Source organism: Hominimerdicola alba (assembly GCF_900109655.1).
Lineage (GTDB): Bacteria > Bacillota > Clostridia > Oscillospirales > Ruminococcaceae > Hominimerdicola > Hominimerdicola alba_B.
Map to the genome: position 1 here is coordinate 1 of NZ_FOAT01000020.1, position 20,627 is coordinate 20,627.

16 protein-coding genes are annotated in these 20,627 nt (G+C 39.6%); 3 read left to right on the plus strand and 13 right to left on the minus strand.

Going from position 1 to position 20,627, the window contains the following annotated elements:
- The 4 genes from BMY75_RS15380 to BMY75_RS18540 form a co-directional block, all read right to left on the minus strand.
- A partial coding sequence (locus BMY75_RS15380; protein WP_170844294.1) for a transposase occupies positions 1-264 on the minus strand: 264 nt, incomplete at its 3' end.
- Positions 265-404: 140 nt separating this feature from the next.
- Positions 405-788 carry a nucleotidyltransferase domain-containing protein gene (locus BMY75_RS15385; protein ID WP_074835577.1) on the minus strand — a complete coding sequence of 128 codons (384 nt, stop codon included), beginning with the start codon at positions 786-788 and terminating at the stop codon, positions 405-407.
- 1 nt (position 789) lies between these two features.
- Complete coding sequence (locus tag BMY75_RS18535) at positions 790-1,218, minus strand: DUF3791 domain-containing protein (RefSeq protein WP_242940262.1); 429 nt, start codon at positions 1,216-1,218, stop codon at positions 790-792.
- Positions 1,219-1,667: 449 nt separating this feature from the next.
- Entirely contained in the window at positions 1,668-3,149 is a 1,482-nt protein-coding gene (locus BMY75_RS18540) for an RNA-binding domain-containing protein (RefSeq protein ID WP_074835580.1), read from the minus strand.
- 182 nt (positions 3,150-3,331) lie between these two features.
- On the opposite strand from BMY75_RS18540, the gene BMY75_RS15400 reads away from it, so the two are divergent.
- Positions 3,332-3,748, plus strand: a complete 417-nt coding sequence (locus BMY75_RS15400; protein ID WP_074835583.1) for a hypothetical protein — start codon at positions 3,332-3,334, stop codon at positions 3,746-3,748.
- Positions 3,749-3,808: 60 nt separating this feature from the next.
- On the opposite strand, the gene BMY75_RS15405 is transcribed toward BMY75_RS15400, so the two are convergent.
- The 9 genes from BMY75_RS15405 to BMY75_RS15445 form a co-directional block, all read right to left on the minus strand.
- Positions 3,809-4,957, minus strand: coding sequence for an AAA family ATPase (locus BMY75_RS15405; protein ID WP_074835587.1), 1,149 nt, complete (start codon positions 4,955-4,957; stop codon positions 3,809-3,811).
- 318 nt (positions 4,958-5,275) lie between these two features.
- Positions 5,276-8,317 carry a type III restriction-modification system endonuclease gene (locus BMY75_RS15410; protein WP_074835590.1) on the minus strand — a complete coding sequence of 1,014 codons (3,042 nt, stop codon included), beginning with the start codon at positions 8,315-8,317 and terminating at the stop codon, positions 5,276-5,278.
- 22 nt (positions 8,318-8,339) lie between these two features.
- Positions 8,340-9,368, minus strand: a complete 1,029-nt coding sequence (locus tag BMY75_RS15415; protein ID WP_074835593.1) for a restriction endonuclease — start codon at positions 9,366-9,368, stop codon at positions 8,340-8,342.
- Between the two features lie 14 nt (positions 9,369-9,382).
- Positions 9,383-11,098: a DNA methyltransferase gene (locus tag BMY75_RS15420; RefSeq protein WP_074835596.1), complete on the minus strand. Its 1,716-nt coding sequence runs from the start codon at positions 11,096-11,098 to the stop codon at positions 9,383-9,385.
- A gap of 53 nt (positions 11,099-11,151) precedes the next feature.
- On the minus strand, positions 11,152-11,733 hold the full coding sequence (locus tag BMY75_RS15425; protein WP_074835598.1) for a hypothetical protein: 582 nt from the start codon (positions 11,731-11,733) through the stop codon (positions 11,152-11,154).
- 22 nt (positions 11,734-11,755) lie between these two features.
- Positions 11,756-13,960, minus strand: a complete 2,205-nt coding sequence (locus tag BMY75_RS15430) for an ATP-binding protein (protein WP_074835600.1) — start codon at positions 13,958-13,960, stop codon at positions 11,756-11,758.
- Positions 13,941-14,603: a DUF4391 domain-containing protein gene (locus BMY75_RS15435; RefSeq protein ID WP_074835603.1), complete on the minus strand. Its 663-nt coding sequence runs from the start codon at positions 14,601-14,603 to the stop codon at positions 13,941-13,943. Before BMY75_RS15435 ends, BMY75_RS15430 begins: the two co-directional genes overlap by 20 nt.
- A gap of 1 nt (position 14,604) precedes the next feature.
- Positions 14,605-17,829, minus strand: a complete 3,225-nt coding sequence (locus tag BMY75_RS15440; RefSeq protein WP_074835606.1) for a helicase-related protein — start codon at positions 17,827-17,829, stop codon at positions 14,605-14,607.
- Positions 17,830-18,054: 225 nt separating this feature from the next.
- A complete protein-coding gene (locus BMY75_RS15445; RefSeq protein ID WP_074835609.1) occupies positions 18,055-18,633 on the minus strand; it encodes a hypothetical protein in 579 nt (192 codons plus the stop codon).
- Positions 18,634-19,314: 681 nt separating this feature from the next.
- On the opposite strand from BMY75_RS15445, the gene BMY75_RS15450 reads away from it, so the two are divergent.
- The gene (locus BMY75_RS15450; protein WP_074835612.1) at positions 19,315-20,235 is read left to right on the plus strand and encodes a ParM/StbA family protein; all 921 of its coding nucleotides are present in this window, start codon (positions 19,315-19,317) and stop codon (positions 20,233-20,235) included.
- Between the two features lies 1 nt (position 20,236).
- Complete coding sequence (locus BMY75_RS15455; RefSeq protein WP_074835615.1) at positions 20,237-20,626, plus strand: adenylate cyclase; 390 nt, start codon at positions 20,237-20,239, stop codon at positions 20,624-20,626.
- Position 20,627: the final 1 nt, after the last annotated feature.

Consider the following 20,627-nt stretch of genomic DNA (forward strand, 5'->3'; position numbering starts at 1 on the left):
CTTACCCATACTGGTACGAAGAGTTTTCTTGCTGTGACCGTTACGACTGTTGTCGGTAGCCTTGTTCTTAACGTCATACGGCTCGTATCCAAGCTCGGAATCAAGCTCTGATTCAAGGCTACCTTCCATAAATCCGGCAAGTGCCTCCTTGAAAAGTTCCTGAATATCGTCCATGCTCTGAATATTCGCTGCCGAAAGAAAATCACTTATTAGCTCTCTTCTTGCTCGCTGCTCTTCTGTTTCATTTCTTCGTCTTCTGCTCATAATTAAAACCTCCAAAGTAGTGTCTCTTCTATTATACACTACTTTGGAGGTTTACACAAATTTTTGGATAGACTCTTTCAAGCATCAGATCGACTTTGAAGGACGTGTGCCGAGTCTGAATATAATTTTTCACAATCGGTTTAATTTTCACCTATCTTCCTCTCCTTCAAAACCTCGCAGTTAGCACCGCACCTTTTTATTCCTTCATAAACAACATTTTTGTAAAACGAAGATTCATCAGCGAAACGACTAAACTGCTCATATGACTTCACAGTCACACAGACAGTTATATCGTGTTCAAGACTAAGATCACTGTCCAGCTTAACAATAGTCTTGCTTTGTTTGCGAATTTCCTCATCAGTCAGATCGACTGTCAGAAGAATATCAACATCGGATTCTTCGTCTTGATCTCCCCTGGCATATGAACCATAAAGATATCCGTTTATCAGTGCTTCACCAAAAACGCCTTTTACTCGCTCCATTGCTTCATCAAGAATTTCAAGAGCATCTTGTTGTGTATGCATATTAAATACCTTCCTGTTCCTCGCAGAACAGTCCGAACACAAAAAGTGCGGACTGTCCGTAAAGACCCGTTTCATCATCAGCAAAACTGCCACCGGTTGCAGATGTGTAGAATTTATCCATTGCTTCAATTTCGGTGATATGGTATTTTTTCGATACCATATTTACTATATTGGGAACAATAATTGACCTTATGTTTGAATGGTCAGAGATCAGATTATTATCATATTGTTTGCTGAATTCATTATCTAAATACTCATCTATAAACTGCATCAAATATTCCGTTCCCATACCATGCAGATCATCATAGTCATTTTCCAGCAGCTCGATCAGTTTTTCACGTTTAAAAAGCTGATATACCACATCACCGGTTTTGCCTGTATGTTTCGCATATTGTTCTATGCAAAACGTTATAAATGATATTATGTTCATTTATCTATCCTCTTAGCAGATAATGCTTTACACATTTCAAACCAACTTATAATATGCACATTCATTATTAACACATCATTTAACGCACGAGTGTGTTAGATTAAAAGTATTAAATCGCACTTCGAGCGTTAAATCAAGTCCTTTGTGATGAATTTTACGCACGATTTAACACACGTTTTTAAGTGAGTACCAAATCATGATATAATGACAGTCTTTTATCCGTTCCTGATATTCAAGTAAATCGCATGTATATTTTGATATTTTTATTTCATCACCAAGTTCAGTAGGTTATGTAACAACATACACAGCGATATCTTCAGAATAATTATTTATCAGCTCATTCAACTTATTATCATCACAGAACAGGAAGACAGCATTATCACTCATCCTTATTACAGAATCAAATGATAACACCGAAGCCGACTTGTGGTGTCAGCTTCGGGATATTTTTATATGCTGGTTTCTTTGAGCCGATAAGTTCTGTTGCGGTTGGCACCCTCGGCAACAACGATACCGTCTGCGATGAGGGAGTTCAAAAGATTTTTTACTCTTGTGGTTTTTACACCAAGAAGCTCTGTGAGCTCGGATGATCTGACATTTACATGATCTGTCAGATACTCGATAATAGTTTCTTTCTGTAGTTCAGTGACTTTCTTTTTATCGTCACTTTTTATCGTCACCTTTTTATCGTCACCGACGATAACAGTATCATCATTTGAAACGGAAAGAGACATAGTTATTCTAGCCGGCTCGAAATTCTCAGTAATTATCGGAGCTTCCCAGCCCTGCTTGTCCCAGATACTGTAAATATTGGGTATACCGCTGCCGGCACGCTCACCTATATCTATAAGGTTGAACATCTTGATAAGTGTGGTGTTTCTCGGGTCGGAGATACCGCCGCTTTTTGCGTCCTCAATGGCAATACGGAAATTGCCGGGATTCGAGAACGTGATAACGTCCTTTTTCTTGATTATTACAAGACCCTGCCTGCCGTAATAATCTGCATTGATTATGCAGTTAGCAAGCGCTTCACGCAGGGCAGTATGAACGGGTGTATCGTCAATGCGCTCGCCATTTTTGATCTTGAATGGAGTTTTAATATCCTGAGCAATTCGGTTGTAGACCTTAAAATAAAAGTCATAAACATTGCCGCTCCATTCACCCGATGATGAAACTATTCTGTCAGTCCAGCGAGTTGTATCATCAAAATGCTCCTGATAATCGAGAAAATAGTTCGGGAACTCCTTGACGATCTCGTACTCGTGACCGAACATCAGCAGACCCGCGACCGTCGGATAACGCTTTCCGTCTTTTCCCCTACTGACCGCTCCCAGCTTGTATAGGAAATCTTCGTCCTCCAAATCTTCCCAAACGTGACCGGGACGGGAGTGCCACATACGGATACGGTAGCTTCGGATACTGTCGTAATCGAAAACGTCCATATCCATGTTTTCAAGCACAAGCATATCCTGCGATCTGCTCGCCGCGTCGCGCATCATCGCCTGCACTTCGTCCTTTGTGCAGTGATAGTCGCCCTCGCCGTTGCGACGATAAGTCCCCGAGAGCGGATTACCGTCGATAAATATCGGCTTGTCTGGACGCTCGGCACGAGGCACCCTGATAACAACGATGGTCTTGCCGTCAACGTTCTCGGTCTGAACGTCTTTTTCAGTGAGAATATTTAAGCTGACCTTGTTCGGGTTATTTATTATCCTCCAAAATTCTTCGATAAGATATATCGGGTCGGGCAGTTCGACCGCATGAAGCGATTTATCTTTGAGTTCCTCGACGCCAAGCAGGATAACTCCGCCCAGCGTATTAGCGAACGCAGAGTATGTCTCCCAAATGCTGTTAGGCAGACCTCCGAGTGCTTTCTTGGCTTCTATACGGTTGTTCTCACGGTATTTTTCTAAGTGGTTTAGATCTATCATTTTGTCACCTGCTTATAATAGTTTCTTAGTTGTGGTTTTTCACAACTCGCAAGAATATACTGACATACCCTTGTACTTATACGTTAAAATCAATGATGCAGATCATAACAACGGACAAAATCACCTTGAAATTTTTCATGTTCCGCCTGTGAATTTGCAGGTATAAGTAGGAGGACTTTTTTATGAGCAGATATAAGAGTGAACAGACAGCATACGATCCACTGAAAAAGAAATACGTTCCGTTATGGCGCTTGGACACCAACACTGTGACCGTCACTCACTTCAACAGTGATACGCTTGCTGTCGAGAGCAAGACATACAGCACTGATTTCATCAGGTATCATCTTCATTTCTCTGACAGCCATTGCCCTGACAGGCTTCGCAGACTCGTCAACGATGGCAGGATAGAGCAGTACCTTGATGATATGGAACTGAAAGTCAGTGAAGCTATCTCCTGTCAGGTGAAGCTTTGGAAACAGACTGACAGCTGCTATCAGAAAGCTGTTCTCAGCGGTGATGCTGAGAAGATGCTCGGTCTTGAAAACTGCTTTATCAGTATGGCGAGAAAAGCAGTGTTTGAGTGTATGGTTTATATCTAAGAGCTAACGGCTGTGCCTTCGGGTGCAGCCGATTTTAATCATATCAGCTTAAAACGAATATCATCCTCCTAACATCTCTTCAAAAAAAGTTGTAAGCTCATTAATTTCGGGATTATTAGAAGAAAATAAAAAGTCAACTATAATGTTTACTAAATCACTTTCCGTTTTTCTAATCTGCTCTAATTCATTTTTAAGAACACCATAAAGTGTTTTCCCATTACTAATTTTGTCCAAATCAGTATATACAGAATTTTTTACATCTATAGCATATTTCTTTGTAATAACGTCTAATGATTTTTGCTGAAACAAATAATCATTTAATTCTCTGAACAAAGCTGTATCTACATTTTTGATTAATTTTTCCAACAAAAATTTTTCTAGACTTTTTACAGGTAAATAATGGGGTGGATTTGTGAAACCTATTTTTTCTTTCCTCATAAAACTGGAAACTTGATTCTTAATATCTCTATCCAAAACAATGAGGATTTTTGTTGTACTCAATGCCAAATTAGACCTTATGGTATCAAATGCAAATCTCAGAACTTGTGTCCAACCTCCAACAGAGATAACTAACACTCTCTTGTTGGAAAGCAATCTTTTTTCCCTGAGAATTTTATCGATAATCTTTTTAGCCAAATCATCCTCTACCATTATGATATAATCATGTCCATAGTTTGATGATTCGAGATTTCTTGTCGCATATACTGGATAGCATGGATTGATACTCTCTAATTTTCCATCTATATGACGTTGTAAATAATATATGTTTTCAGTGGAAATGCTCCTAATCAACTCAATAGAATGCGTAGAGAATAATACAACCGTATTATAATTTTCTGCAATATTATTTAGAAAAAAAACTAGTCTTCTGAGAGATGAAGAATGTAAGGCTAACTCAACTTCATCAAGGAACATAAAAGCTGGTGCTGTTCCACGTACTTCTTTCTGCAATCTTCTTTCTATTGAGCTTAAAATGGTCAATAATAGGTTTTCACCAGTTGACATATTTAATTGGCTTATCAATGAGCCTTTATTCTCATAATAATATGCAGGGCGCTTTAAGTTCATGCTTCTTGCTTCATCATTTTTCAGCATATAAAGTGTACTATAATAGTTTTCATCATCATGAAGTATGATACCTAAATTTTTTGCTACAAAATCAGAAGCTTCAATTAATTGCTCTTTTTTTATCGATGCTAATTTTCCCAACGATGAAGAGTATTGACTAAGAAACGTCGTAAATACGCGGGGTTTATGACCAGACAAGCAAGATTTACGACCAACTTACGACCGAATTGTTGAGGACACGTTTGATATGAAATTAATAATCCCGAAGCCGACTATTGTGGTTGGCTTCGGGATTTTTATGTTGCTTGTTTTCTTTGAGCAGATAGGTTCTGTTGCGGTTGGCACCCTCGCAACAACGGTACCGTCAGCGATATAGCAAAAGAATATGTAATTAAATATTATAAAGCAGACTCTAATGAATTGCTCCATAAGCCTGCTTTAATACATTTAGATATTCAATTATTTGGTAACTATATTAAGCAGCGACTGATAACTGTCAATAACATCATAAACAACATTATCACTGCTTATAGCCTTGAAATGCTCCCTTGCACAATGTATCTTGCCTTTTTCAATATCACGGAGCTGCATTGAAGACATGGAGCCTTTGGTCTCCGCAATGAAATAGATATGCTTGACCTCACCCTCATAGAAAGCTATCGCCCAGTCGGGATTGTACTTGCCGACAGGTGTGGAAATATAGAAACCGTTCGGCAGCTTGACATATACTGCAACAGCCTTGTTTGTATCAAGCTCCGTTGCGAAATCATGCTCATTAGTGCTGTCATAAACGATGTGATCGTAGAGGTGCTTCTGAGCTTTCATTGCATTAACATTCAGCTTGCCCTTTATAGTAGGCTCTGTGAACACTTCCGTGCCGTAATGGTCATCAAGAGCGTGATAGGTGATATGCTCAATAATAGCCGTCGCTTTCTGCTCATTGATAAGCTGGGCAGATTTGAGTATGAATTCTTCGGGATTATACTTGTACTGCTCAAAAACCATAGGTTGAATTCCAGTCAATATATGAACAATGTCTTTTCTTGTAAGACCTGTTTCTGCAACCAGCTTGCCGACAAGATCATATTTTACGCTCTTGTTTGCAGTGATAGCTCTTGTTTCGGTAGCAGACTCGTTTTTCTTCATGGATTCGCCCTTTTCAAGCTCCGCCTTAGACTTGATGCTTTCCATTGAGCCAGTTTCAATTTTATAGAATATCTTCTGAACTCTCAGCTTATCGTTCAAAACGTTTATTGCATTTTTGATAAGCTCCTCAGTCTCGAAATCAACTACATATACTGACTTAGAATTGATTTTCTCCCACAGTGCCTTAAATTCGGGCATAGCGAGCTTTTTATCATCGACTTTAAGCTCAACATTATTCTTACGGGCATCTTCGGGCTGAATTGCTTTTTCATCATAAATGCTTTCGATGATCTCTATAACAGCAGGGGCGCTGTCGGCTACTTCCTCTGCTACCTTGATCTCATTGTTAGCCTTATCTTCATAGTATTTGTCAGTAAGCTGTCCGCGCTTGATATAACCGTTGGAGATCATATCTTCATAGATAGCCTGTGCAAGATCGTCATCAATGACCTGAGTGTTGCCCTTATCATCGCTGATCTCTCTGCCTTTGAACAGATCAGCGGTAACAGCCTTCGGTCTGTATGCGACTGCTTCTGCAATTTCACTCTGTAAGCCCTTTGCAAAGCTGTCATAGCTTTCACTTGCGATAACCGTCAGAACATTGATATTATGTACTTCGTTTCCGAGTACACCAATGTCCATTCTGTCACCGTCCTCATTGACGCAAAGTCGCAGACCTCTGCCGACTTCCTGTCTCTTGCGCACTTCACTTGTGGACTGTTTCAAGGTACATATTTGGAACACGTTAGGGTTGTCCCAGCCTTCACGGAGAGCCGAGTGTGAGAAGATAAAACGAACAGGCGAACGCTTCGGGTCACGGTCAAGGAGCAGTTCCTTATTCTTCATGATAAGATCATACGCCGATACATCGTCCGAGGTCTGTTCTTTCTTGTCGATCTTACCGTCGGTCAGCTTTCCTTTTTTATCAACGGAGAAATATCCGGCATGGGTGCTGTTCGCAGAAATTGCATCAAGATAGCGTATATAATCGTCATTCTCGCCAAGCTCCATCTGATAATTATCAATAACAGCCTTGTATTCTTCCTCAAACATATCAGCATAGATACCGTTCACAGGCTGTCCCGATTCATCGTACTGCTTGTATTTTGCAACTTCATCTATGAAGAACAGCGACAGCACCTTGATTCCCTTATGGAAAAGCTGTCTTTCACGCTCAATATGTGATACAATTGTTTCGTGTATCTGGATACGGCGTATCTGTTCTTCGTCTATGCTGCCCATAATATCACCGAGGAACAGCTTTTTGCCGTTCAGGAACTCAATATGATCGTCCCTTGCGTCGATACGGGAAACAGTGTAACCGTTCTTGTATTCTTCAAGCTGCCCCGACTGGTCATAGAGGTTGAATCCTTCGTTGACGGTTTTGCTGACTTGACGGACACCTGTTTTCCCCTTGACATCAAAGCGGATAGTTGCAGTCGGGTTCGCTCCCGAAACGTTGATACTTTCAAGGAAAACAAAGCCCTCTGTACCCGTTGTGCCGCTTGCGCTGATACCCTTGACCGCTATCTTCTTGACGAGCTTTTTGTTATAGGCTTCAAGTGCATCAAGGCGGAATATCATGTTATAAATACTGTCCGACTTGTGGGTTGCAGAATAACGGAGAGTACAAAGTGGGTGAAACTCTTTCAGACGCTCCTTAGTTTGTTTGCCCTCGACCGACTGCGGCTCATCTATGATAAGCACGGGATTTGTCTTTGCGATAATGTCAATAGGGCGGCGGCTGCGGAACTCATCAAGTTTCATATAGATACGCCTTGCGTCCTTACCCTTTGCATTAAACGCCTGCGAATTGATTATCATGACGTTGATGTTACTGTCACTTGCAAATCGGTCAATCTCGGTCAGGCGAGCAGAATTGTAGATGAAAAAGCGTATCTTCTTGCCGTATTCCTCCGCAAAATGCTCCTGCGTGATCTGGAATGACTTATACACTCCCTCACGGATCGCAACGCTCGGCACGACCACAATAAACTTCGACCAGCCGTAAGCCTTGTTCAGCTCATACATGGTCTTGATGTAGGTGTAGGTCTTGCCGACACCTGTTTCCATTTCGATAGTGAGGTTATACCTGCCCTCCAGCTTGTCCGAGGGCTTTATCTGATTGGTGCGCTGTATCTTGCGGATATGTTCAAGGATAACACCGTCAGTCAGGGCAGGAATTAGCTTCTGATTTGACCAACCTATAAATTCTTCGTCGGTATCGGTCAGGCGAGTTTCCGCACCTCTGTCTATCATGTATGTAGGCGTGAGATAAGGCTGTCCTGCAAAGACGTCCACAACAGCTTTTGCGGCATCAGCCTGGAATTTCTGGTGTTTGAATTGTAGTTTCATAAAAAACTCCTTATAATGATCATTATTTTTCAAGTTCGATCATCATATTATCTAGCTTGTCATATAAATAGTCGGAAGGATCCTCGTTGTCTTTCTTCTTTTTTAACATTTTTACCATATCATCATTAGATAAGAGTATAATCAGTTTTCCTTCTTCGCGCAATACTCCTTTTGCTGCTTTATAGGAATTTTCCGTATCATTTCCTTCAACAGCAATTATAATCGCAACGTTCCGAAAAGCTTTGGAATATAAATATCTTGCTGTTGTGTATACTTCTTTCTGTGTAATTGGATTAGAGTAGTTCTTGTACTCAAAAATAATGTATTTGCTGTTAAAATATTCTTCAATAAAATGCCAAAATGCACTGGTGATATTCTCTCTTATTCGACAAACCGTATCAAAGCGATACAGATTATCATTTGATGTTTTTTGAGTACCCCATAAACACAAATGATCTTCAAACAATAGCATTAGTGCTTCACAACATACTTTTTCATATGTGGTAAAGTCTTTTTGTTGCCCAGATTGAAAAATTTTGATATACTCATCGCATTTTGATTCTACCTCGTTCGCTATCTTTTCTTGACTACCTAAAGCATTATAATCTTCTGAAACACTTGATAGAAGAGGGGGCTTGGGACTTAGCTGTTCCAATGAAACGTCAGTAAATTGTGCCAGCTTACTTTTCAGTTCGTATGTATTAGCAAAGAAAAGCAAATTTTCAATAGTCCATATATATATTATCTTATCGTTAACTTTTATCGAGTTTTCACATACTAAACATGATGTGGGAACTACTATAATGAATTCCTCTTTTATCGCGTGATTAAATGCCATCATCCTATATGCGGCATTACGAAGACTGGAGTTAGCAATTGAATTCGAGCGATAGTATTTTACATCAACGATATATCTGATGCCGTCTTTGCTCATAATAAAATCATAGGAAGCGGTACCACGGGATACTTCTATATTAAATCCAGCATTTTTGAATAGTTCGATTACATACGATTCAAATTCCCTATAATCGGGACGTTCGACAATTTTCATTTCAAAATCTCCTTTCAGATAACCTTCACTCTCGTATCGGGAGACAGCATCTTAAATATCTCGCTGACATTTATCTTTGACGGGCTGTCCGCAAAGCTGTCATCACGGAAAACAACTCTCAGCGGCTGACGTTTTGCGATAGTTTTTATCACGCTCTCGCTGATATTCTTATCGAAGCAGGCAATAAGGTCGCCGTCATTGTAGGTATGCACCGTCACGCCCTCTATTTGCTCGGAACTGTACGGCATAGAAAGCGGCAAGCCCCAGTCAAGCAGACATCCGAACAGCAAGTCAAGGTCATTCCTGTCATTTTTGATATTGCTTATAACACCTGCAATCGTAGTCTGCGTTGTTTCGGCGGGAGTATAATAAATGTCTTTCATATTTGTTTCATCGAGTTTCAGCACACGGAAACCTATATCAAGATCATCTGCAATCATTCTATTGCCATTTTTATATTCATCTGTATCTGTCCAGTGCGCACTTGAATTTTTGGTCTGTAAGTCACGGATAAGCAAGCCTTTTTCTGATAATTCTGCTTTTATTTTAGCACCTGCACGGCGGAGCCGCTCCTTGCCGATCTCACAGATATTCTTATAGCCTGCCTTATATGCTTCACTGTCCTCAGATGTTTTTTCGGGAACCTGAACCATGATGTACTTGCGTTTCCCTCCGTCTTCTGCGTTTAACTGCATAACGGCATGAGCGGTTGTTGCGCTACCACTGAAAAAATCCAAAACCACATCATTCTTTGAAACAAACATACTAACCAAGTATTTTAATAAAATAACGGGTTTAGGATAATCAAAGAATTTTCCAAAAGACCCTAATTCATCCAACTCAGCTGTAGCTTTTTGTGTGCCTCCTAAATTTGTAAGTACAGAAATTACATGACTTTGAAAATCACTTCTTTTCTTTATGCATTCTATAGCTCCTGTCTTAGAAATAGTAAATGTTGATTGCTGCCCCTTAGTATCAATAACATAATTAAAACCATTTGAGATAAACTCAAGTAATTGAGATTTTGCAGCCCATCCACTTGTTGCGATAACGCTGTTTTTTAATTTATAGTTTTCACATATAATATTTGTTGAATATTGTGGGAAATTAATACTTGATACATCAATAACCCCGTTTTCAAAATCACAAGGGAATCCTTCTGGAATTATAACGTCTGATATAGGATTTTTAGGTCCATTCTTAACAATTGTATTTCTAATAATGTCCTTTTTTAATTTGCTTGAATCAGAAATATTAGGATCTATTACAGGTGGGTGCAGTACTTTATTTTCATTTTTAGCATAAACAAGTATATATTCATGACAAACTTTAATCCTTGCTTGATTATCAAAATTACCATCTGTACGCCAGCATAAATTTGCAATTAAATTTGTACGTCCAAATACCTCATTACATACATTTCTTAGATTTTCAATCTCATAATCATTAATTGAAATAAAAATAACACCATCCTCAGTGAGCAAATTCCTAGCAAGCATAAGTCGAGAATAAATCATACTGCACCAATCAGAATGATATCTTCCTGTGGTGGCAGAATTTTCTCTTTTAAAATTCACATTTCCGTCTTCGTCAAAATATCCTATTCCTTCGTTATAATCCTCATTATCCATTATAAATGAGTCTGGATATATAAAGTCATGTCCTGTATTATATGGCGGATTAACTGTTATCTGGACTATTGAGACGAAAAACCACACATAACTGCACATTAACGTCAAGTACACAGTGTTCAGCGTTGAATCGCCGCATGGATTGTATCGCTTTATCGAGAGGGTGTCAAGGCTGAAATGCACGCAAGCGGCCTTGACACCCTCTCGATAAAGCGATGAGAGTAACCATGCGATTCAAAGCAGAAAAATGTGTTTAAGCATTTATAAATACCTAGAGTACTTATCATGATATTAGTCCAGATAACAATATATATTATCTTAATGCTATTAAGATAGCTTTCCTGCAAGAGTTTCAAAACTTTAAGATTATCGCCCTCGATATAGAGATTTTCGGTGGTGTCCCAGTTTACGCTACCGCTGCTGCAATAAGGGTTACCATCACTGTCTTTACCTGTAGGAACAGTTTCATCATTTATAACAGGACGCAGTGTCTTGCGGATAGGACGGTTAGCCTCAGCGATAGCCGCCTTTTTTCCAACCCATGTAAATTCGTATGCTTCATCGCCCTCGGCAACATCTTCCGAAAGCATAGCACGGAGCATATCAAAGTTTATCGCCTTTTTCAGCTTGCCATTCTCGTCAGCCGTTTCCGTTATGCAGTTTGGAAACAGGGCGGCGATCTTTTCAATGTTCGCCACTGTCAGATTCGGGGATTCCATTTTCATCTTATCCATAACAAACTCCTCCTCTATTCACCTATAAGGCTTTGACCCTGTTGTATAAAGATAATAATTCCGTAATGTCCATATCAAGTAACGGCTCATACATAAATGAATTAAGATGTATGTTTTCAGGTGTCATGATACTAACTTCATTTAAAATCATTTTTTTATCGTCTGTCCCGAACTGCTTATATCCATCAAAAAGTGTATGGGTTTGATTAGTTGCGCTATTGACGAACGATAAAAAGTCAGAACTTGTTCCTGTAACTTGATGTTTATCCTTGTCTTTCCACGACAAACTGTTTGAATATGCTGAAATTTGGCTTTTCATAAATATTTCAGCTTTATGTCTGATACCTATTGCAAGAATGATTTTATTCTCCAGTTCTGCGTCTGAAACCGAAATTTTATCACATTCAGTAAAAATAGCATCAATCACTTTAACGCTTTTATTGATTTCAGGCTTAAAATCATTTGCATCTATATATTCCTTGTAAATTGGTTCTATGTCAGCAAAAGTGATACTATAAGTATCGTGTTTTTCATGCAGTAAAGATGTCATATACAGAAAATCCTCACCTTGTCCGCATATATTTCTGTCTTTGCCGTATTCTATTAGATTTCTTACAAAAGGTATTAATGCAAGTACATATTTTAAACTTGCTTGATTAGCCCAATATTTAAAAGGTTGGTTTTGATATTTTTCCTGATATAGATTTATTTCATGATTTCCAAAGTTTGCAAACAATTTGTTAGTACGATCTATGTTCAAACGACTTGATACTGTTCGATAGAAATCATAATTGTGTGAAAGAATCAACAAATAGAAATTTGATTCTTTTGCCATTTCATATAGGTACTCAATAATTGCATATTTATTTTTGTAATCGAAAGAATCTGCTATATCATCAACAATAATGATGACCTCTTTACTTCTTTTCTTTAACTGCTCAATATCAAATATAATATTCAACAGATATAAGGCACGCTTCTCACCCTGACTAAGCGTATCAAGCTCATCAAGTTCGCTACGATTAACAGTTTTATGTTCTGAGCCGCGTGTGAAATTGAATTTAACCTGCGGAACGCTTTCGCCTATTACTGCGCCTTTTAAATTATCTACTGACATTGAGAATGGAACAGTAAATCTCTGGTCGAATATATCCAAAGCGTGTTTCCATTCAGTATCATCAACGCTAACAGCATCAATAGCATCAGATAGGAGTTTATATTTGCTTATCAGTTCGTTCAACAGACTCTCATTTTTCTTTAAATATGTTAACCACAGTATTTTACGCAACATATCCAGTTTATCTTTTGAAAGATACTCAATTATTTCAGGATGAGTTTCTATAATATCCTTCAAAGCGATACCTTTTGCATCACTTAGCAATTTTTCTATTTCCTGAAATGAAGGAGTCTGCTTTATTCGGTCTTCTATTTCTTGTACCTTACTGTCCAAAGAATCAATGTCTTTTATTTCTTGATTGCCAGATAATAGTATTCCATTGTTCTTTATAAAAAAAGAATCTTTTTGCAAAGATTTGCGAAGGTCTTTAAACTTTGGAAGCGTTAGCTTGCCCTTTTCAAGGTAAACAAAAGATTCATATATTTCATCTGACGATGATATAAAGCTTGTTATGCCATCTTGAAATTCTTTCGATTCAATTTTTTTCAGTATGGAAGGATCAAAAATTTCAGAATATGCAACACCTTCAAACGTTATTTCAGGACTTGGATTTTTAAGACTATCCAGGCATAAGAGTAAACTGTTTTCTGAAAGCCCTAAGTCTTTTATAATATAAGGCTCTAATTCATAGGTTGTTCTTCCTTGTAATGTTTTCTTTATCTTTACACCAGAAAGTTTTTCAAGTTCTTTTAACAGTTTATTTCTGACTTTAAATACCTCTTTGAGTTGTTCCTGAATATCTCCTTTTATAAGAAGTGCGGATATATCTGATTCATAAGAACTCTCAAAGGATTTAATGACAAATACTTGATCTTTATCTATAAGAGTACCATCTATTTTTACTTCTGTCGTGCCTCCTTTATCGAAAATCATATCACAAATATCATCTTCTTTTCCTTCCTGTAACAGTTTGAAGGTTTTAGCGAACGATGTTTTCATTAGTCCGTTTTTTGCATAAATTGAAAATACATTACTTCTTGAAAAATCAAATTCATGCTGTAATTTTTCAATTCCAAAACAATTTTCAAGCTTAATTGAAAGTTTTCTCATTATATTTTTTCGCTTCCTTTAACAATTCTTTTATCTGTTTGTTCAGCTCGACCTGTCGGTTAAACTGCTTTTCTTTGCGGACTTTTGCACGGAGCTTTTCAATGTCCTTTTCCAGCTTTTCCCGTGCCGCATTACGCTCGACAGTTTCTTTCAGACTCTCGTTATTCTCCTTTGCAAGCTCACCGCCTGCGACCTGACGGACAAGATTCTCATATATCGTGTCCATGTTCAGACCGTCTATCCGCAGGGAGAAAGATTCTTCCGTAACCCAATCGGTATGATAATAATTCTCGACCTTGAAAGCGGTGTTTGTGCTTTCTTCCTTGTAGCCTGTCCATATCTGATACTGTTCCTCAAATTCAAGAATGAATATCAGATGATAGTGGAGCTGTCTGTCCATTTGCCGCAGTACGTTAAGATCAAGTTCGTTCGTTTTCAGCTTTATCAGAAAGACCTCGACTTCCTCCACGATACTGCCTTTTTCAACATTCAGCGTATCGGCGGATAACTTATGCACCCAGCGTATCGAGTTTATCTGATCTATGAAACTGCGCTCCAGTTTCTTGTCAATGGTGAGTTTGTCATAAAACTTATTTTTCGGTACAAGTTTTCCGAAATAGGTGTTATCGGGTAGTCCGAACATTTTATTCACCGTCCTTTACCACAAGAAAACAGATAAGCTCAAAGTCCTCCAAGCCCTTAATATCCGAGATCAGCGCACTTGTGCCGCCCGAACCAAACAGGCTGTCAATATCGCTTTCGGCTTTCGTGTCAATGATAGAGTCGATAGCCATACTCAGCAGTTCGCTCATCTGCGACATATCTCTGCCGTCATCGGTCTCCTTGTTGAATACGGCACACAGCTCCTTTATCGGCTGTGACTTGCCCCTACACAACAGACGAACATCGTCAAGCAGTTTCTTCGGATTCAGGTAATCACAAAGCACCTCACCGTCATTGCCGATATAGACCATGTAGAACGGGTGTATGCGATTTTGGTTGCCGATATTCACACTGTCATTGACGTTTTTCAGCACAAATATCACGCCCTCACCAAGTTCATCGGTCGCAGGCACAACAGCATGAAGTCCCTTGGGCTTCTTTTCTATATCCTTATGTGTCTTGACATATTCCAGCAGATCAAGGCGATATTCGTTCAGTCCCAAATCCATGATAGAAATACCGTCGTTCATATCTTCCATGTCAACAACTTCGTTCATCATCTTCCGAAGCTGAGAGCTGCGGTATTCAAGATCGCCCTGTTCTTCTGCATTGATAAGATCGTCATCACCCGTGGCAGTCATGACCGAGATTTTCATTCGTGTTTCTACTCTTGATTTCAGATTGAGGTAGTCATCAAGATTCATATCGGGCCAGAAGTTCACAAGCTGTATGACATTGTTTTTGCTTCCGATACGGTCAATACGTCCGAAACGCTGCGTGATGCGGACGGGATTCCAATGTATATCGTAATTTACGAGGTAGTCGCAGTCCTGCAAGTTCTGACCTTCGGAGATACAGTCTGTAGCGATTAGAATATCTATCTCCTGCGTGCTTCCGGGCATAAGCACATCACGCCCTTTGGATATGGGCGAAAACAACGTCAGCACATTGTTAAGATTGGTTCTTTTCAGCTTAATAGTGGTCTTGCCGTCAACGCTGCCCGTTACAACAGCGGTTTCAAGCCCGAATTTTCTCTTGACATATTCGCTGACATTATCATACAAGTAATCTGCCGTGTCAGAGAATGCCGTGAAGATTATAATTTTCTTGTTGCCCGGATTGATAGGAGCGTTCTGCTTTCTGTCGATAAGTTTGAACAGTTCCTGCAATTTTGTATCGTGTTCTGGTGTAATGTCCTTTATCATCAGGATAAGCAGTTCAAGAGTGTCCTTATCCTTTTGGAGATCATCACGCCACGAACGGTAATCCATATCGGCAAGGTCAATTTTTACTTTTTTGCCAACAGTAAAATCAGTATTGCTGTCCTCGAAATCGAGATCATCATCGGACATCTCATACATATCAATATCAGAGGCACCATGTTTCTCATAATCGTTGATAGCTTTTATGGTACTATTTATAAGAGAATATATGCGCTGTAATGTAAGTGAGAACGAATTGACCGAGCTTTCCAGTCGTTTCAGAAGATTTATCGCCATAAGCCTACGGATACCCAACTCACGGTTCGACTGCCTGAAATTATCGCTTGTGTCCATATACTTTGAGATCTTACTTTCAAAGATATAGTGGGACGGCATATAGATGCATAGTGATAATTCTATCAGACTGCTGTATATCTCATTATAATTTATAGCATTGCTTAGGTCTGTAAGGCATGGAGTAAGTGAGATAGGTTTTAGCCTTTCGGGGAATTTACCTATCTTTTCACTGTTATAATATTTCTGTATATGTTTCCTTGAACGTGCGATAGTAACACTATCGAGCAGTTCAAAGAAATCAAAATCAAGCATACGAAGGAGAGAATCGGTTATACGCTGTTCCTTTGGATAATCACTCCATTCGTTGAATACTCGCTGTGCCTGACGGAATATTTCCTCAATAGATCTGCTGGTATTCAGCTTTTCACTGAGGGTATCTGAATATCCTTCGTAAGCAAGTGCGAGCTGATTACGAAGATCTGTAAAGCGGTTATTAACAGGTGTTGCCGACAGCATCAGTACTTTAGTTTTTACACCTGCACGGATAACCTTTTCCATTAACCTCTGGTATCTATTCTCCCTTGTATTGGAATGTGTGCCGATACCGTTTCTGAAATTGTGAGATTCATCTATAACTATCAGGTCATAGTTGCCCCAGTTCAGCCTGTCGAGATCAAGTCCGTTGGAATAACCTCCGTCATGGGACAGATCGGTATGAAACAGTACATCATAATTCAGGCGGTCGGAGGCTATTGGGTTATTTACATAGTTATCCTTGTATGTATTCCAGTTTTCAGCGAGCTTTTTCGGGCATAATACAAGTACAGTCTTGTTGCGGTTCTCATAATACTTGATGACTGCAAGAGCCGTGAACGTCTTACCAAGACCTACGCTGTCTGCAAGAATACAGCCGTTATACTTTTCAAGTTTATTGATGATAGCAAGAACAGCATCTCGCTGAAAGTCATATAACTTTTCCCATATTTTGCTATTCTTAAATCCTGTGGCTTCATTAGGCAGAACATCCTCAGAAATATCCTCAAGAAACTCACTAAAAACATGATACAGCATCATGAAATAAATAAATTCGGGTGAGTTTTCATTATAGGCGGTGCTAATACTCTCTATGACCGTTTCAGTAACATCTTCGAGCTTTGCCTTATCGTTCCACAAGTTTTCAAAAAGAGAAATATACTGCTGTGCAAAAGGTGTATCAAGACATTGTACCATGTTATATGCATTGTTACCTCTGTCACAGCCTATATCTGTTGTAGTAAATCCAGATATAGGTGAATAAGCAGAAGCTTCAGACTGATTATCGACAGTAACAAATCCTATCATACTATCACCGCTGATGTTAGAACGGAATTTGACCTTTTTACGTATCCATTCAGCACATTCTTTCGCAATAGCTTTCTGAGTCATCTCATTACGAAGTCTGATCTCAAACTCTGTTCCATAAAGTCCTGACTCTCTATTCATTCGGGGAATATAAAATTCACGCTTCTCTTTCTTCGCAGACTCCTTAACAAAAGTTGGCGATGTGAATATGAAACGCAGTTCATATATACTATCGAGTTGATTTTTCAGTTCTTTGTAAGCATACATGGAAAAGCAAGAGGCAGCAATAGTCATTTTACTGCCTTTCTTTATGGTGTTTATAAGTTCATCTTTCAGCAATGTGCTTATATTATCTATGATTTTCATGCCGGATGCTCCTCATCACAAAATAAAACTAGTAATATTATAACATAAATCGGCATATTTTTCAAGATTAATCCGAATGCATTTTGTTATTTTTCTATAATTTATTAAGCGTTTTCCCATCCGAGTCAATCCGTACTTTAGGGATTTGTGTAGACATGTAAGAAACAATTACACTTGTTGTCAAGAAAACAGGTGGTAATAATAGATATATTTTTTGAGATAGCTTCATCCACCCATATTCTCAACTAACCCCACAAAAACAAAGCTTTTAGACCGTTTACTATAATCATATCCTATCTTTTTCATTTGATGGTATATAGGCAGTCGTACTATTTTTTCAAATTCCATTCCCTCATAAAGGTTTGATTCCATCAATATTTTCTCGATCTCGGAACTCTGATCGTATGTATCTTCATCATCCTGCAAGATATCAGAACATATCCTGGGTATAATTCCGCGAGTGTCAAAGAAAGGTATTTTTCCTATACTATCAAAACACAAATCCGCAGATCTTGTATCATCTCCCGGGAACAAGTAACCACCGCAGACCTCACATTTAATAACAAGATGCTTATCAGAATCGAACCATAAATATGAATCAGCATCGTCATCAACTGTTGGTTTACCATATACATGAGCTTTCATTGACGTGTTGATAGTGCGGCGAGATAATTCTCTGCCGCATATTTTGCAGTAAGACACCAGATCATACGAACCGGCTTCGCAACAGGTTGCTCTTTTTTCATTTTCAATTCTGATCTCAATAATATGTTTATGCTGTAATACAGTTGACCTTTTAAGCATAACGTTTTACCTCCTTTTTTGTTACTTCTATTATATCTCTTAGTGTGATTTCAGGCTTAGGAAATAGCAACATCTTCTTTCGGGTTCAGTCACTATTATACTATATAATCATCGTTTTGCGGTCTGTTTATTTGGACAGCATTGTAAACTTTTTGCCTTTTTGGGGGTAAAGAGATAATCAAGGCTTCTGTATACAAACCAGCAGAAGCCTTTGCCATACGAGCGTATGCTCTATTATCGGGGAGGTCTCGGAGGGTACTCCCTCTGAGCAGGTAGTACCGCGCAGCCTATGCAAAACCCGCCTTTGGTCGGGATTTGTATAGCCAGCGGTGCTACCTGCCTATGCTGCCATTTACGCAGCATGAACATTTTTTGTCGCGCGTTTTCACGGCTGACATTACAATCGAATAATATAGCACAACAGCGATACCGAAATGCACTTTGTTCGGTACCGCTGTTTTTTTATGCCTGTTTTTCATACCATTTTTGCAACAAATTAGTATTAGGCGCGTATGCGCCGACGCGATTTTTGGTATCAATGGAATTTTGCATCATAAAATTAATCCTTTTTCGCTCCTTTTTCACTCAATGACAAATCGAGGATTCTGTGGTATATTAAAACCCGACGGGAGGCATCAGGGCGATGCTATAACCGTCTGAATATGAAATGGAGGGATCTCAATGAGAGAATTGAAGAACGGAACGAAGATCATAGGCGTTGACCACGGCTATGGAAACATCAAGACTGCGAACACGATCATGCCCACGGGCATCACGGCGTATCAGACTGCTCCGACCTTTGAAGGTAATATCTTGCAGTATGATGGGGTGTATTACCGAATCGGGGAAGGTCACAAAGCATTTATCGCTGACAAGTCGATGGACGAGGACTTCTATCTGCTGACGCTTGCGGCCATCGCGCAGGAACTGAGATGCAGCTACTGCACCGAAGCCGATGTGCATATCGCTGCGGGACTTCCGCTGACGTGGGTAAAGACCCAGCGCGAGGATTTCCGCAGGTACATAATGAAAAACAAAAACGTGAAGTTCACGTTCAACGACGTGGCGTACAAGCTGCACATTGCTGGTTGCTCGATCTACCCGCAGGGTTACCCGGCTGTGGTGGACAGACTTTCACAGCTGACGGGCGTGAACCTGCTTGCGGATATCGGCAACGGCACCATGAACATCATGTTCATCAACAACAAGCGCCCCATTGAGAGCAAGTGCTACACTGAAAAGCTAGGTGTGAACCAGTGCATTATCGCTGCAAAGAACGCTGTCATGGACAAGTTCTGCACGAAGATCGACGAGAGCATTATCGAGCAGGTGATAAGAACTGGCAAAGCCGATATTTCGGAAAAGTATCTGAACTGTATCACAGAAACAATCAGGAAATACTGCGCTGAACTGTTTCAGACCCTCGCGAAATATGAGTACGACCCCGAGCTGATGAGGCTCTATGTTACGGGAGGTGGAGGCTGTATAATCAAGAACTTTGGTCAGTACGATATCAGCCGAGTGACGATAATAGACGATATCTGCGCGGCGGCAAAGGGCTATGAAACTATCGCATACGAACAGCTGAAAAAGGAGGGCTGATATGAGAAATATCAAATGTACCACGTTACGGTTCAATCTTGACAAACCTCTTGACAGACAGGCGTGGGATTATCTGCAAGGCATGGATAAGGACGAGTTCAAGTCATACAGCCGGGCTGTCGCAGTTGCTGTGACGGAGTATTTCAAGAATTATTATCGCAAGAAAGATGACCCGTATTTTGAGACCCGCGAGCGTGAGGATAAGTTTGTAGAGCGGATCGTTTCTGCGGTTGAGACTGCTGTCGAGAAAGCTCTGCCTACATTCCTTGCGGCTTGCTTCACGAAAATGGTCATGCCGTACAACACGGCTGCGCCAACAATAAATATCACAAATACAAATGAGAATAACGTGTCAGCCGACGATATTGATTTCGATTTTGTCGGCGGGTAAG

Bases quoted from the DNA above. Each gene is read 5' to 3' on its own strand.
- BMY75_RS15385 (WP_074835577.1), bottom strand. From the start codon at position 788: ATGCATACACAACAAGATGCTCTTGAAATTCTTGATGAAGCAATGGAG.
- BMY75_RS18535 (WP_242940262.1), bottom strand. From the start codon at position 1,218: ATGAACATAATATCATTTATAACGTTTTGCATAGAACAATATGCGAAA.
- BMY75_RS18540 (WP_074835580.1), bottom strand. From the start codon at position 3,149: ATGATAGATCTAAACCACTTAGAAAAATACCGTGAGAACAACCGTATA.
- BMY75_RS15400 (WP_074835583.1), top strand. From the start codon at position 3,332: ATGAGCAGATATAAGAGTGAACAGACAGCATACGATCCACTGAAAAAG.
- BMY75_RS15410 (WP_074835590.1), bottom strand. From the start codon at position 8,317: ATGAAACTACAATTCAAACACCAGAAATTCCAGGCTGATGCCGCAAAA.
- BMY75_RS15415 (WP_074835593.1), bottom strand. From the start codon at position 9,368: ATGAAAATTGTCGAACGTCCCGATTATAGGGAATTTGAATCGTATGTA.
- BMY75_RS15420 (WP_074835596.1), bottom strand. From the start codon at position 11,098: ATGTGCAGTTATGTGTGGTTTTTCGTCTCAATAGTCCAGATAACAGTT.
- BMY75_RS15425 (WP_074835598.1), bottom strand. From the start codon at position 11,733: ATGGATAAGATGAAAATGGAATCCCCGAATCTGACAGTGGCGAACATT.
- BMY75_RS15430 (WP_074835600.1), bottom strand. From the start codon at position 13,960: ATGAGAAAACTTTCAATTAAGCTTGAAAATTGTTTTGGAATTGAAAAA.
- BMY75_RS15435 (WP_074835603.1), bottom strand. From the start codon at position 14,603: ATGTTCGGACTACCCGATAACACCTATTTCGGAAAACTTGTACCGAAA.
- BMY75_RS15440 (WP_074835606.1), bottom strand. From the start codon at position 17,829: ATGAAAATCATAGATAATATAAGCACATTGCTGAAAGATGAACTTATA.
- BMY75_RS15445 (WP_074835609.1), bottom strand. From the start codon at position 18,633: ATGCTTAAAAGGTCAACTGTATTACAGCATAAACATATTATTGAGATC.
- BMY75_RS15450 (WP_074835612.1), top strand. From the start codon at position 19,315: ATGAGAGAATTGAAGAACGGAACGAAGATCATAGGCGTTGACCACGGC.
- BMY75_RS15455 (WP_074835615.1), top strand. From the start codon at position 20,237: ATGAGAAATATCAAATGTACCACGTTACGGTTCAATCTTGACAAACCT.